The 15,049-nt window shown below is 41.2% G+C and carries 13 protein-coding genes and 2 tRNA genes; 12 read left to right on the top strand and 3 right to left on the bottom strand.

Going from position 1 to position 15,049, the window contains the following annotated elements; genetic code table 11:
- Positions 1 to 103: 103 nt before the first annotated feature.
- The 3 genes from JMX07_RS03085 to pilB all read right to left on the bottom strand — a co-directional run bounded on the left by JMX07_RS03085 (position 104) and on the right by pilB (position 4,165).
- Positions 104 to 1,003 (bottom strand): prepilin peptidase, encoded by a 900-nt coding sequence (locus JMX07_RS03085; protein WP_201606315.1) that lies wholly within the window; start codon positions 1,001 to 1,003, stop codon positions 104 to 106.
- A gap of 7 nt (positions 1,004 to 1,010) precedes the next feature.
- Positions 1,011 to 2,234 carry a type II secretion system F family protein gene (locus JMX07_RS03090; protein WP_201606267.1) on the bottom strand — a complete coding sequence of 408 codons (1,224 nt, stop codon included), beginning with the start codon at positions 2,232 to 2,234 and terminating at the stop codon, positions 1,011 to 1,013.
- Positions 2,235 to 2,455: 221 nt separating this feature from the next.
- Positions 2,456 to 4,165, bottom strand: a complete 1,710-nt coding sequence (gene pilB / locus JMX07_RS03095; RefSeq protein WP_201606268.1) for a type IV-A pilus assembly ATPase PilB — start codon at positions 4,163 to 4,165, stop codon at positions 2,456 to 2,458.
- Between the two features lie 384 nt (positions 4,166 to 4,549).
- On the opposite strand from pilB, the gene tpiA reads away from it, so the two are divergent.
- The 12 genes from tpiA (at position 4,550) to JMX07_RS03155 (ending at position 14,921) form a co-directional block, all read left to right on the top strand.
- Positions 4,550 to 5,362 (top strand): triose-phosphate isomerase, encoded by an 813-nt coding sequence (gene tpiA / locus JMX07_RS03100; RefSeq protein WP_201606269.1) that lies wholly within the window; start codon positions 4,550 to 4,552, stop codon positions 5,360 to 5,362.
- A gap of 213 nt (positions 5,363 to 5,575) precedes the next feature.
- Entirely contained in the window at positions 5,576 to 5,884 is a 309-nt protein-coding gene (gene secG / locus JMX07_RS03105; protein ID WP_021814138.1) for a preprotein translocase subunit SecG, read from the top strand.
- Positions 5,885 to 6,025: 141 nt separating this feature from the next.
- Positions 6,026 to 6,109 (top strand) — tRNA-Leu (locus JMX07_RS03110).
- 123 nt (positions 6,110 to 6,232) lie between these two features.
- Positions 6,233 to 6,309 (top strand) — tRNA-Met (locus JMX07_RS03115).
- A gap of 452 nt (positions 6,310 to 6,761) precedes the next feature.
- Positions 6,762 to 7,262 (top strand): ribosome maturation factor RimP, encoded by a 501-nt coding sequence (gene rimP, locus JMX07_RS03120; RefSeq protein WP_057757748.1) that lies wholly within the window; start codon positions 6,762 to 6,764, stop codon positions 7,260 to 7,262.
- A 134-nt stretch (positions 7,263 to 7,396) separates the two neighbouring features.
- A complete protein-coding gene (gene nusA / locus JMX07_RS03125; RefSeq protein WP_057757751.1) occupies positions 7,397 to 8,881 on the top strand; it encodes a transcription termination factor NusA in 1,485 nt (494 codons plus the stop codon).
- Positions 8,882 to 9,029: 148 nt separating this feature from the next.
- The gene (infB, locus tag JMX07_RS03130; RefSeq protein ID WP_057757754.1) at positions 9,030 to 11,756 is read left to right on the top strand and encodes a translation initiation factor IF-2; all 2,727 of its coding nucleotides are present in this window, start codon (positions 9,030 to 9,032) and stop codon (positions 11,754 to 11,756) included.
- Between the two features lie 201 nt (positions 11,757 to 11,957).
- The gene (locus JMX07_RS03135) at positions 11,958 to 12,347 is read left to right on the top strand and encodes a ribosome-binding factor A (RefSeq protein WP_102078739.1); all 390 of its coding nucleotides are present in this window, start codon (positions 11,958 to 11,960) and stop codon (positions 12,345 to 12,347) included.
- Positions 12,348 to 12,356: 9 nt separating this feature from the next.
- Positions 12,357 to 13,448 (top strand): tRNA pseudouridine(55) synthase TruB, encoded by a 1,092-nt coding sequence (gene truB, locus JMX07_RS03140; protein WP_201606270.1) that lies wholly within the window; start codon positions 12,357 to 12,359, stop codon positions 13,446 to 13,448.
- 399 nt (positions 13,449 to 13,847) lie between these two features.
- A complete protein-coding gene (locus JMX07_RS03145) occupies positions 13,848 to 14,372 on the top strand; it encodes a type 1 glutamine amidotransferase domain-containing protein (protein ID WP_201606271.1) in 525 nt (174 codons plus the stop codon).
- Between the two features lie 97 nt (positions 14,373 to 14,469).
- On the top strand, positions 14,470 to 14,631 hold the full coding sequence (locus JMX07_RS03150; RefSeq protein WP_162799524.1) for a hypothetical protein: 162 nt from the start codon (positions 14,470 to 14,472) through the stop codon (positions 14,629 to 14,631).
- Between the two features lie 113 nt (positions 14,632 to 14,744).
- Complete coding sequence (locus JMX07_RS03155) at positions 14,745 to 14,921, top strand: hypothetical protein (RefSeq protein ID WP_201606272.1); 177 nt, start codon at positions 14,745 to 14,747, stop codon at positions 14,919 to 14,921.
- The last annotated feature ends 128 nt before the right edge of the window (positions 14,922 to 15,049 follow it).

Here is a 15,049-nt window from a genome sequence, read left to right on the forward strand (position 1 = left end):
GAACAATGAATGCAGTTTTGAACTCACAATCGGCCTTTTAAGGTTTCGTTCATGGGTCACTGCCGAAAATTTACTACAATAATCTAGTGTACGCTATCAGTTATTAGACATACATACCAAGATACCAACTGACAATATCTGAGCCGTATAATAAAGCAACAATGCCTGCGACAGCAATGTAAGGACCAAAGGCAAAAGGTCGACTTTCACCCTGTTTTTTCATCAAGATTAATCCAACGATAGAGCCAAGTAAAGACGATAGTAGGATGATTAAGGGTAACATCATAGGTCCGAGCCAAGCACCTAATACTGCTAGTAGTTTAAAATCCCCTTGACCCATTCCATGTTTTTTAGTGATTAAATAGAATACCTTGACTACTATCCATAGCGATAAAAACCCAAGTAGTAATCCCCATATTGATTGTGTTGGTGAGACGAACCAGCTTTGTGAGTTTACCGCCAATCCTAAGCCTGCCAAAGGAAAAGTTAGACGATCAGGTAGTAGCTGTGTGTCAAAGTCGATACCTGTTAACGCCACTAGTGTCCATACTAAAACCAATGCGGACAAGCCTGTAGTACTTACCCCAAACTTATATATTACTAATACGGACAGGAGGGCGGTTACTAGCTCAACGAGAGGATAACGTAGACCGATAGCCGCTTTGCAGCTTGAACAGCGTCCGCGTAGTAATGGCCAACTTATTAAAGGAATATTTTCATACCACTTAATTTTATGTGCGCAATGAGGGCAGCGTGAAGCAGGGCGACTTAGGGTAATCGGTTGGTCAGTAGCGACAATATTTGCTATGGGCAGCGTATGCTCGCGTGGCATATCTGCCTGTTCAGACATAAACTGGCTACACTCTTGTCTCCAACCATACACCATCATCAGCGGTATGCGATGAATCACGACATTTAAAAAACTGCCAACGCAAAGACCTAATAGGCCAAATACGAATAAAGCTAGGGTACTGTTCTCTTGTAGTAACTGTATAAATTGCATCAAGTCATTATCCTACTACTGCGCCCATCTGGAAGATTGGTAAGTACATTGCGATGACTAGGCCACCAACTAATACACCTAATACTGCCATAATTAACGGCTCCATCAAGCTAGTCAGACCATCAACCGCATTATCAACTTCGTTTTCGTAGTAGACAGCGACTTTATCTAGCATTTCTTCTAAGCTACCAGACTCTTCGCCAATGCCAACCATTTGAATGACTAGACTCGGAAACAAGTTGGTCGAGCGTATGGAAAACTGTAATTGCTGACCAGTGGATACATCATTCTTAATTTGCTGAGTGGCATTATAAAATACGACATTATTGGTCGCACCAGCAGTAGAGTCTAGGGCATCGATAAGTGGAACACCCGCCGCAAAAGTTGTAGATAGTGTACGAGAGAAACGTGCAATAATCGCTTGATAGGCGATGTTGCCAAATATGGGAGCTTTTAAGACAGCACGGTCTAAAAAGTCACGAAATTTTTTAGATCGTTTTTTAGCTTCTGAAAAACCGATAATTGCACCACCGATAGCAATAATTAAGATGAACCACCATGCTTGCATCCATTCAGACATGCTAACTACCATCTGTGTAAAGGCAGGCAGCTCTGCGCCAAATGATTCAAATAGATCAGAGAATACAGGTACTACTTTTATCAATAGAATCATAGTAACGATGATAGCAACTATGATGACAGCAATAGGATACTTCATCGCCTTTTTGATTTTCGCTTTTAGAAGCTCACTCTTTTCTTTGTAAGTAGCGACTCGTTCAAGCATCGTCTCAAGTGCACCTGATTGTTCACCAGATTCGACGAGGGAGCAGAATAAATCGTCAAAATAGCGCGGATGTTTGCGCAGTGCAGAAGCAAAGGTACCACCTGCTTCAATATCTGCTTTAATTTGTAGCACTAAGTCTTTCATACTCGGATTATCGAGGGAGTCGGCGACAATTTCAAAAGACTGGGTTAAAGGTACGCCCGCTTTCATCATTGTTGCTAGTTGCCGAGCAAAAATAGCAATATCAATGGCTTTAATAGCTTTTTTGAAGGTATAAAGTGGTTTTGGTTTTTTCTTAATCCCTTTAACCGTGATACCTTGTTTACGTAGGGTTGCTTTCGCTAGCTCTAAGTTACGACTGGTGGTTTCGCCCTTAACTTTTTGTCCGCGACGGTTTACACCATCGTAAACAAAATCTAACAACATATCGGTCTTAGCTTTTGCCATGTTACTACCCTCAAAATTGTCCAATATATATTGCAAATTTACAATAGAATACCAGACTTAGGATACCAGTCAGGCATACTTTATTTTAGCGTAAAAAACCAGTGTTTATCTGTCTTATTTTTAAAAGTATCCGATAAAGAACATTGCTGATTTATGAATCATTTATCAAATAACAGTTAGAACATTAAGGCTTATAATATAAATTATATAAATTTTACTTATTATTCAGAAGTCACTCGCATCATTTCCTGAATACTCGTGACACCTTGCAACACTTTTAAAATCCCAGAACGACGTAGATCGCGGAAACCATTTTTAATGGCAGCGTCTTTGATATCTATTGCGTTACCATCTTCCATAATAATGCGTGAAATATCAGGACTCACTTTCATCACCTCATAAATACCAACACGGCCTTTATAACCTTCACGGCATTCATTACAGCCGACTGGTTCATAAATGACATTATCAGTGTTATCTAAATCAGTATCGGTAAAACCAATCTCTAACAAGCTCTGACGCGGGATGTTAATAGGTTTTTTACAGTTCTTACAGAGACGTCGTGCCAAACGTTGAGCAATGACTAGGTTAACCGATGTGGCAATGTTAAAGGAGGCGACACCCATGTTGCGTAGACGCGTTAATGTCTCAGGCGCTGAGTTGGTATGCAAAGTAGAAAGAACCATATGTCCAGTCTGTGCTGCCTTAATAGCGATCTCAGCAGTCTCAAGGTCACGAATCTCACCGACCATGACAATATCAGGATCTTGACGCAAAAAAGACTTGAGTGCATTGGCAAACGTCAAACCAACTTTGGCATTAACATTGACTTGGTTGATTCCTTCCAGGTTAATTTCGACTGGATCTTCAGCCGTTGAGATATTGGTTGCGCCAGTATTTAAAATGTTGATACCAGTGTAAAGGGAGACCGTCTTACCAGAGCCGGTAGGGCCAGTGATAAGCAGCATACCTTGTGGTTTGTGCAACGCCTCTAAAAACATTTCCTGTTGATCTGGTTCATACCCCAATGCATCAATACCTAACATGGCTGATGATGGGTCAAGGATACGCAAAACAATCTTTTCGCCGAATAACGTCGGTAATGAGTTTACCCGGAAATCAATCGCTTTATTTTTAGAAATTTTTAGTTTAATACGCCCATCTTGTGGTACCCGGCGTTCTGAGATATCCATTTGCGACATGACTTTTAGACGTGCTGCAATTTTATTCGCAAGTTGAACTGGTGGATTAGCCATTTTTTGCATGACGCCATCGACACGAAATCGTACTCTGAAAGACTTTTCATATGGCTCGAAATGTAAATCAGAAGCACCCATACGAATGGCATCGACTAGCATCTTATTGACGAACTTTACAACAGGTGCTTCGTCGATACCATCATCAAGCTTGGTCTCGTTTTCTTCTTCCTGTCCATCATCGAAATCGACATTTAAATCACTATTAGAAAAGCTATCAAAGCTCTGCATCGTATCTGCATATGCACTTTCAATACGCTTTTTAAGCTTATTTTCTTCGACAACAATGGTTTCTATCGACAGTCGAGAGTTAAAGGCAATCGCATCAATGGCATCAACGCGTGTGGGATCACTTAGTGCGACAAATAGACGTTGTCCTCGTTTAAAGAGTGGTAAAGCATTAAACTTACGAACGATTTTTTCATCCACCAAATCTTTTGGAATAATATCAACGTTTAATGCATCAAGATCAAATAGAGGGTCGCCGAAAGCTTGGGATAGCATTTGGGCAAGTAGATAAGCATCGGCCAATTTATTGTCTACCAGATAAGGTACCAGTCCTATTTGCTGCTGCTGCGACTCAATCTGTGCCGTCTTCATGTTCGCTTCGCTAACGACACCGTCGCTAATCAGTTGCTGCGCTAGACCGCCGTACTTACTGGTTGCGATAGACATTGTAACCTCTCCTTTGATACAAAATATTCTGTAGACTTGCTTGGTATTGCACGCTACATACTTGTTGTTTCTAGTTGATAACTCGCTATAACTGTCTTGCTTTGTTTATCTTATATACCTGTATATCTATATATAGAACCAGCAAAAATATTTGATTTTATAAACTCTGTAGTATAGAACTTTACTTTAGTTTGAAAAATTTATATATACCATTAGACGACTAGCTCGTAAAAATAATGGTCTATTGATGCATTGTCTGTAGATAAGTTTGCAGAAGTGATTCTGCTCATGGTGGCACGCTACTATAGCACTTACGAATTATTTGTTATACTGACGCGCATATTAGCCGAATTGGCATGAATACATGAGACAAGGTAAATAAGTATGCAAGCTTGGGTAATTGGCAATTGGAAACAGAATCCTGCGACTAACAGTGCTGTCAATGCACTATTGGACGACTTATTGCCTAAAGTTAATACTGAAGAACAAGCCAACTCGCAGGCATCAAAAAACCGCTGTAAATTAATGGTAGCACCAAGTTGTGTTCATTTAAGTACAGTGAGTGCGCGTCTAGCAGATAGCTTAATACTTTGTGCAGCACAGGATGTTAGTACTTATAGTGCAAGTACAGGAGCCTATACGGGTGACTGCTCAGCACAGCAGGTAGCAGATGCAGGTGCTACTTGGACGCTACTTGGCCACTCTGAGCGTCGTCAATATCACAAAGAGTCTCATAAATGCCTGATAAGCAAATTGTCTCATGCGTTTTCTCAGAACTTAGGCGTGGTATTTTGCATCGGCGAAACGCAAGAGCAGTATGACAATGGTCAAACACTCGACGTTATCAATGAGCAACTCTCGGTTATTAAGGATTTACTGACTCAACAGCCAGATTTAGCATCATCGTTATCTGAAAAGCTGCTCGTCGCTTATGAACCTGTATGGGCCATTGGTACAGGTAAAGTGCCTACTGTGGCAGAAGTGAGTAAGACTCATCAGTATATTAAGCAAACGGTTGCAAGCTTTGCTGATATAACAGATACGATTACCGTGTTGTATGGCGGTAGTGTTAATGCTGATAATGCCAATAGTTTTGCTTCTGACGCTATGATTGATGGCGCATTAGTAGGCGGTGCTTCATTAAAAGCGGAGAGCTTTCTAGCGATTGCCGATGCCTTCAACCAAACCAATGCTTAAATGAATAAATAACGCTCAGATATCAAGATCATAGCTCATAGAGAGTATGGTTTTATCGGTTAGTAAAAGTAGGTTTAACACTGCCCTTGCAATCGTGTACAATGCGCCTTATTTATATAGTCGATTTGGCATTTGATCATGCCGATTGTCTTTCTATTAACCTACGTTTTATTTTCCGTTATCAGTCGTCATTACGCGGCAAAAGAGGCCACCATGTTTACGTTTATATTAGCCCTGCATATTATTGTGGCCATTGCCATGATCGGCTTGATTCTGATACAGCATGGTAAAGGGGCAGATGCTGGAGCTTCTTTTGGTGCTGGTTCATCAGGTACAGTATTTGGTGCAGCAGGAACTGCTAACTTTTTGACGCGTGCTACGGCAGTACTAACGGTCATATTTTTTATTACGAGTATGACGCTTGCTGTTCATGCGCGTAAGCAAGCAGAAGATCAGTTTCGTCTAGATGCGCCGGTTTCAGCACCGCAAACGCCGCGTCCATTGACTCAAAATCCTGAGTAAGCCTCTTTTAAGTAGGCAGCGCTTGCTATTTTGGTAGGTTAGATTTACAATGCTTTCCTGTTTTCGCAACTCCTGTTCTATAGATGCCTACCTTAAGCATCATTGATTATAGACTGGATGATAGAGACAGAGCAGTACAATGCGATTGTGGTGGAATGGTAGACACGCCATCTTGAGGGGGTGGTGGCGAAAGCTGTGGGGGTTCAAGTCCCCCCAATCGCACCAAGTTTTACAGACGTAGCATAGCGTCAGGTTGGGTTTTTAGCAGATAATACTTATTTTATAATTAATTTAAAAAAAGTATTGACACTTCTACAGAACCTCCCTATAATATGCGTTCTAGATTGATGCGGGGTGGAGCAGTCTGGTAGCTCGTCGGGCTCATAACCCGAAGGTCGTTGGTTCAAATCCAGCCCCCGCTACCACTTTTTATACTGATGTTTTGTACACTAAATTTGTCAGTACCGATTAGCCCACCATTATGTTTGTGGGTTTTTTTGTATCTGAAGGTCAGTGTTATCGCGGTATCTATCCTACTTATGCTAAGCTCTAAGTCTATAGAGTACGATATTACTCGTCACTGGTCATCATCGGCCGCTACCGGCACGATGCTTCTTAAGCAACACTATCTTTTATTCCTCATACTTTTATCGATAGTAGTGCTTTATAAATAATAAAAGCATTGTTTGGCCGAGCTTGATGTTTTTTACGCTCGTCCCTATATAAATGCACAATATGTATCATATATTTGTGATTTAAAATTATATACTGACCGTGATTCTGATCATTATAAGATTGCTATATATAGATAAGAGTCAATCTTTAATACGGTTTATTAAGTACGATAGATAAGTGAATAGGAAAATACAAAGAGATTATGAAGCTTTCGACTAAAGTTGCAGAACTGACTAATATTATTGCCCCTGCTGTGGCCGCTTGTGATGTATCACTATGGGGTATCGAGTTTGCGCCACAAGGTCGTCGCTCTTTACTACGTATCTATATTGAGGCATTGCCAGAAGAGCAAGCCCAAGATAAACAAGTAACGATTGAAGACTGCGCGGCAGTAAATCACCAAGTAAGCGGTATCTTAGAAGTTCATGATCCTATCGCTGGTGAGTACATCTTAGAAGTATCTTCACCTGGTTTTGATCGTGCGTTTTTCTCAGATGAGCAAATGCATGCGTATGTTGGTCAAACTGTTAGCTTACGTCTGATTCAAGCCATCGGTACAGGCGATCAAAAGCGCCGTAAAGCCACAGGTACTTTAGATAGTATTGATGAAAACTCTTTAAAACTGACGTCAAGTGATGGCGAGCAGTTTGAGATTGCACTAAGTAATATTGATAAAGCCAATTTGATTTATGAAGATGCCTAGAGTTTACTAGGGTAACTGTTTATAAATAGACAGTTTTATCTTCCAATAGCTTATGTGGCTTATAGCAACTATATAATAGCAGCACCCAAATTATAAAATTTAAGTCAATTAAAAAATGATAGGACAGGTATAGCATGAGTCGTGAAATCTTAACGGTAGTAGAAACTGTCAGTAATGAAAAGGGCTTAAATCCTGAAGATATCTTTGAAGCAATTGAAGACGCTTTGGTGGTATCGACTAAGAAAAAAGTATATACCGAGCAGCCAGAAGTGGCTGTACGGGTAGCAATCGACCGTGCAACTGGCGATTACGATACTTATCGTTACTGGACAGTGGTTGCAGATGAAGACCATGAAATGCCAGCTTGTCAGCTTGCTATCACCGATCTTGATCAGGAAGAATGGTCAATTGGTGATATTAAAGAAGAGCAAATTGAGTCAATCGAATTTGGTCGTATTGCTGCTACTCAAGCCAAACAGGTCATCATCCAAAAGATTCGTGAAGCTGAGCGTGCATTAGTTGCAGACGCTTTCGAGCCACGTGTTGGTGAGATGATGTATGGCGAAGTCAAAAAACAGACTCGTGATGGCTATATCATAGATTTGGGTGACAATGCCGAAGGTTATTTGTCACGTGATCAGATGTTGCCACGCGAACAACTCCGTGCAAAATCACGTATTAACGCTATCTTGTACCATGTGAACCGTGAAAACCGCGGAGCGCAGTTACTGTTATCTCGCACACATCCTGAAATGCTATCAGCATTGATGCAAAAAGAAGTGCCTGAGATTGCAGAACAAATTATCGAAATTCGTAACGTCGCTCGTCTGCCAGGTACTCGTGCTAAAATAGCCGTGAAGACCAACGATCATCGTATCGATCCAGTTGGCGCTTGTATTGGTATGCGTGGTACACGTATCCAAGCAGTACAGCAAGAGCTAGACGGTGAGCGTATTGATGTGGTGGTATGGTCAGATGATCCTGCCCAGTTCATCATCAGCTCTCTAGAGCCTGCTGACGTAAGCAGTATCATTTTAGATGAAGATACGCAAACGGCAGATATTATCTTTAGCACCAATGATCAGTTGGCGCGTGCTATTGGCTCACAAGGTCAAAACGTACGTCTAGCGTCTGAATTGACGGGCTATAAGCTTAATATGATGCTCGAAGAAGAGTATCAGCAACGTCAACAAAACGAGTCAAAAGCATTTATTGAATTATTCTATGAGCGCCTAGAAGTAGATAAAGATTTAGCACAGGCATTGGTTGATATTGGTTTTACCAGTATCGAAGAAGTGGCCTATGTACCAGTTGAGACTTTCTATGATATCGAAGGTCTAGACGATGAAGCGATTGATATGATTCAAGAGCGTGCTAAAGAAGTCGTCATAGCTGATGAACTGGTCAAACAACAGAACATGAAAGAGCCAAGTCAAGAGCTTCAAGAGCTTGAAGGTATGACAGTCAGTTGGGCTTATAAAATGGCGCAAAAAGACATCATTACTGTTGATGACTTGGCAGAACAAGCCGTCTTCGATCTAGAAGATATCGAAGGATTAGACTCTGAAACTGCAGGAAAACTCATCATGAAAGCTCGGGAATCTTGGTTCGATGAATAAGCGGTAACTGCATATCGCTGTCTTTTGGTGATATGCTATTGAGAATAAAGCGCTGATATCTATTTATAAGTATCAGCCTTAACCCAATCATTTGTAGCCAACAACTGAATTGAACATATAGCAAATAATAGACAGTAGGTGATAATAAATGGCAGATAAGACCGTCAAAGAACTGGCAGAAATGGTAGGCAAAACTACAGATGCTGTAAAGCAGCAATTAGTAGATGCTGGCCTGCCTGCTCGCGCAGAGGATGACCTAGTCACCGAGCTTGAGCAAGAAAAGCTGGTGACGTATTTAAAGCAAAGTCATGGTCAACAAGAAAAGCGTCGTATTAGTCTTAAATCTAAGACGACCAGTACTGCACGTGTGACCGGCTCTTCTGGTAAATCTAAGAGCGTCAACGTAGAAGTGCGTAAAAAGAAAGTATTCGAAAAGCCTGATCCAGAAAAAATGGCTGAAGAGTTAGCCGCTCGTGAGCAGGCTCTAATTGAGTCTCAAGAACGTGCAGCAAAAGAAGCTGAAGAACGTGCCGCTACTAAGAAAAAAGCGGAAGAGCGTCAAGCAGCAACGCTAGCAGCAATGCGCGCAAGCTTAGGCTCTAGCAAAAAATCAGACGACAAGAATGATGATATTTCTACATCAGTTGTCGTCAAAAAAGGCGGCAAAGCGACGGCTGAAGTTAAGCCTAAAGAGCAGCCGAAGAAAAAGGTTGCTGCTACTAAGCCTAAAGTTGAAACCGCTGCTGAACGTAAAGCTCGCGAGACTCGTGAGAAAGAAGAAGCGCGTCTGCGTGAAATCGAACTAGAAACCCGCCGCACACAAGCTGAAGAAGCGCAAAAGCGTACACTTGAGCAAATGCGCAAAATGGCTGGTAAATATACAGATCGTGAGCCTGTTACTGAAGTACGTAAAGATGAGCCATTGGCTGAAGGTTTGGTCGGTGATGCACTAGAAGAGTCTTTCGAGAAAGAGCGTCGCGAAATCAAACGTGGTTCGAACAGTACTGGTACTCGTGGTCGTCGTCGCAAGAACCAAGATGAACGCGAAATCAAAAACCGCAAAAACGGTTTGCGTTCAACTCAAGCGTCACAGCATAAGTTTGAAAAACCTGTCGAAAAAATCGTCTATGATGTCGAGATTAGTGAGCAAATTTCAGTTGCCGATCTTGCTCAGCGTATGGCAGTTAAAGCTCGCGAAGTAACCAAATTACTTATGAAAATGGGTGAAATGGCTCGTGAGTCAGATACGATTGATCAAGCAACCGCAAGCTTGCTTGTTGAAGAAATGGGTCACAACCCAGTACCAGTTAGTGATACTAAAGTCGAAGATGACTTACAGTACGCAGTTGATGAGCGTAGTAGTAATATCCAGACTCGCCCACCAGTAGTGACTATTATGGGTCACGTCGATCATGGTAAGACCTCACTACTAGATAAAATTCGTGAAACGAAAGTTGCGAATGGTGAAGCGGGCGGCATTACACAGCATATCGGTGCTTACCACGTAAAAACTGATCGCGGTGTTATCACCTTCCTTGATACTCCAGGTCACGCAGCGTTTAGCGCAATGCGTTCACGTGGCGCTCAAGCGACTGATATCGTTGTATTGGTTGTTGCAGCTGATGATGGCATGATGCCACAAACAGCAGAAGCGATTGATCATGCACGTGCAGCTGGTACGCCGATTATTGTTGCTATCAACAAAATGGATAAGCCGGGCGCTGATCCTGACCGTGTTCTTAATGAATTAACGACGAAAGAAGTTGTTTCGGAAGAATGGGGTGGCGATACACCAATGGCTCGTATCTCAGCCAAAACAGGCGAAGGTATCGAAGACTTGCTAGAGTTCATTAGCTTACAAGCTGAGTTAATGGAACTAGAAGCACCATTAGACGGTGCTGCTCAGGGTGTGGTTATTGAATCGAGACTTGAAAAAGGTCGTGGTCCTGTCGTTAGTGTCCTAGTGAAAAAAGGTACATTGAAACAAGGTGACTTGGTTCTAGCTGGTGAGCATTATGGTAAAGTTCGTGCATTGACTGACGAGCATGGCCAACGTATCAAGTCAGCTGGTCCTTCTATCCCTGTAGAGATTTTAGGTCTGCCTGAAACACCTGCTGCTGGTAGTGAGTTCCTAGTTGTAACGGATGAGAAAAAAGCTCGTGAAGTTGCGGACTTTAGAACCAACCGTGAGCGTGAGCGTCAACTCGAACGTCAAAATGCCATGCGTTTAGAAAGCATGTTTGATCAGATGGGCCAAGGCGATGTGTCATTCTTGAATATCGTACTAAAAACAGACGTACGTGGTTCACTTGAAGCACTGCTAGCTGCTCTAAATGAATTGTCTACTGATGAAGTAAAAGTCAGAGTGATCAGTTCAGGCGTTGGTCCTATATCTGAGTCTGACGTAACCCTTGCAGAATCTAGTGAAGCGGTACTGTTAGGCTTTAACGTTCGTGCAGACGCTACTGCACGCCGTAAAGCAGACACTGCTAACATGGATATTCGCTACTATAGCGTAATCTATGGTTTGATCGATGATGTAAAATCAGCAATGAGCGGTATGCTTGCTCCTGAACATCGTGAGAAAATCCTTGGTGTTGCAGACGTTCGTGAAGTATTCCGTTCTAGTAAGTTCGGTGCTGCTGCTGGTTGTATGGTGGTCGAAGGTACAATCTATCGCAACAAACCTATCCGCGTATTGCGTGATGACCAAGTTATCTTTACTGGTCAATTGCAATCATTGCGTCGTTACAAAGAAGACGTTAATGAAGTACGTACTGGTATGGAATGTGGTCTGGCCGTTCGTGGTTATGATGTTGAAGCTGGCGATAAGATCGAAGTCTTTGAAATTCAAGAGTTCGCACGTACTATCTAAAGCCGCTGTTCGATAGCAGAGTATGTACTAATGCAATATGCGTAATCCGCTGAGCTGTTTAGATACTTTGCTAATATTCAGCTGTACTTAGGCCTAACAGGTACATCCTGCTAGGCCTTTTTTAGCACATATCAGTGCAACATCTATTAATCAACAGACTTATACAGTAATAAAATAAGCCCATTAAAGTAAGGTAACAACATGAACCAACGTTTACAAAGATTGTCGGATCAGATTCAGCGTGAGCTTGCTGTTCTTATTCGCGATGAAGTCAATGACCCTCGTCTAACGGGTTTTGTCACGATCTCTAGTGTCAAAGTTAGCCCAGATTTAGGTTATGCGGACGTCTATGTCACTATCATGGAGCCTGAGCTCAATGATGCTATGAACAAGACCAACCATGAAGAAAGCATCAAAGTATTGAATAAAGCGGCAGGGTTCTTGCGTACAGAATTAAGCCATAGCTTAAAGACACGTACTACGCCGCGCCTACGTTTTCATTATGATGAAGTGACTGCTCGTGGTAACTACATGATGGACTTGATTAGTAAGGCCGTGACTAAAACTGAGCAAAACGAGAATGACGAGTAAATTATTATTATGTCTATAGCGTCTAAGCAAGTTGATAAACAAGCCAATAAAGTACCTGAAAAAATAAAAGTTTCAGGTGTCATACTGGTGGATAAACCCAAAGGTATGACGTCGCAGCAAGTCGTGTCAAAAGTGAAGTATTTATTTAAATCACCGATACACGATAGTAAAAAGGCGGGGCATACAGGAACGCTTGATCCAATGGCAACTGGCTTACTGCCTATTTGCTTGGGTGAAGCTACCAAGTTTAGCCATTATCAACTGGATGCTGATAAATCTTATCAAGCGACTATCTTGCTAGGTAGCCAAACCGATACTGGTGATGCTGATGGCCAAATTGTAACGCAGGCTTCTATCCCAGTGTTTGATGAATCATCATTGGCAACTATTGCACAGCAGTTTTTGGGTGCTCAGCAGCAAATACCACCGATGTATTCAGCGCTAAAAAAAGATGGTAAAAAACTGTATGAATATGCTCGTGCGGGTATTGAGGTTGATAGGCCGCCTAGAGATATTACGATTAAAGCAATCAATCTACAGATGATAGATAATACCCAGATTAATCTAACGGTTACTTGTACTAAAGGTACTTACGTACGTGTATTAGCGGAAGATATTGCAAAGCAGCTAGGTACGCTAGGACATTTGACGGCATTGCGTCGTACACAAGTAGGGAGCTTTAGCATTGATGATGCGATCGCTTTATCATCATTAGAAGAGCATGGTTTAGAGGCGCGTCAAGCTTGGCTGTTGCCTATCGATGCTTGTATTGATATCAATGCTGAACTGATGCTGACAGAGGAGCAGTGCGCCCGCGTACATATGGGGCAGCGCCTAAACGTATTTGATGAGCTAACAGGTAAGCTCAAAGATTATGTTGCTAATATAGTTTCTGACCAACTATCTAATAATAGCTCTGTCGGTATCGATGATGACGCTAGTACCAATGGTAAAGCTGATACTGATCTTGATTCGCCTCAGCTCCTAGAGCACGAAATACCGGTTGATATACGTTTACTTAATGAGCAGGGAGAATTCCTTGGTTTGGGGTCTGTGAGCTTAAACGGACGTTTACAACCTAAGAAATTGATTCAGCGCTAATAGTAACGTTTTCACCAATGTTACTTAAATAGAGAAACTACCACCTAATATTAGCCTGATTTACTAATAGTTTACACTAATCACATACCGTCACATTTTATTGCAGGTTTCGCCTATGGTGAAACCTGTTTTTTTTGTACTCTAGATTCATCAGATAGGGAATGCTGAGCTAAAAAATAAAATGGATAAATATTATAAAAATAAAAAATTGCTATAAAGCAAATAATTAAAATAATAGCCAATTAAAAGTAACCAATCAAAAGAAAAAAGTAATGCAGAAAGGACGCATTTGGATAAAAATAAAATAGTTCAAAGGAAAACGTATTACTGAATAATAATAAAATTAGCTTATAAAAATATACTGGCTCACAAAACTAATAGATAAGAAAAAGGAAAGTTATGAAAACGATCGCTTTTTTACTACATAACCACTTCGAACAAGCAGAGTATGAAGACGTCAATAATCAGTTAAAAGACAAAGGCTACAAGACACTTCTTATAACAACAAATGATAAAAAAGAAGTGCAAGCCATGCAGCAAGACGTAGATAAGAGTGATACTTTTACTGCCGATATCTTTGCAGAAGATGCTGACGTTTCTGAGTATGATGCATTGGTTTTACCAGGCGGTACTGTCAACGCAGATACTATTCGTGGCAACGAAAAGGCTCATCAAATTATCAATGCTATAAATGAAGCAGGAAAGCCATTAGCTGTTATTTGTCATGCTCCTTGGATTCTCATCAATACAGGTATTGCCAAAGGCAAAACCCTTACCGCTTACCCTACGTTGCAACTAGATTTAGAAAATGCTGGAGCAAACTACGTAGATAAGACAGTACAAGTAGATGGCAATCTTATTACCTCGCGTAACCCAGACGATATTCCTAATTTTGTTGATGCCATAGATGAAGCATTATCTTAGACTTTCGACTTCTAATTAAACAAGCCTAATTATCTAAGTACTATTAAATTTCAAATTTTTATAATTAACATTTATAACCATAACTAAGGAAGATACTATGTCAAACTCTAATCCAAACGATACTAAGCTTGAGCAACAACGTTCTGATTCAGCAGAAGCAGCACTTAAAGGTCAAACGGAAGACAATCATAGTGAAAACAGCGAAGCAGCAGCAGAACGTATCGCAGCTAACTTAGAAAACGCGAAAGAAGATAAGTAGGTTTTTAATATGCCACCTGTAATAGGTGGCATTGATATGTTTATAGTTTGCACGTCTTATGATCGATGAGTGCAACTACAGTTAGTCCACAAAATAATAATTCAGGAGCTAATATGAGTAATTCACCGAACAATATGGACGAGCAAGAAAAAGAGATTGAAAAGCTTGCAGAAGAAATCAATCCAAGTGAGCATACCGCCCCAGACAGTCTAGCGGAAGTGACTACTGCCGCGCCTCTTGAAGATGATGAACTAGGCGGCAATGCGACAGAGTCTGACGTTAACAAGTAGCCTAGGTAGGCACTTAATAGATAGTTATCTATAGAATACTAGCTACTAGAAATTAAATGTCGCTTTACAAGTATTATGAAAAACTGCTGCTAGTTCAGCAGTTTTTTGTTATAATTACCCCCACATTT

The sequence above is a fragment of the Psychrobacter immobilis genome (genome assembly GCF_904846235.1).
Taxonomy (GTDB): domain Bacteria; phylum Pseudomonadota; class Gammaproteobacteria; order Pseudomonadales; family Moraxellaceae; genus Psychrobacter; species Psychrobacter immobilis_C.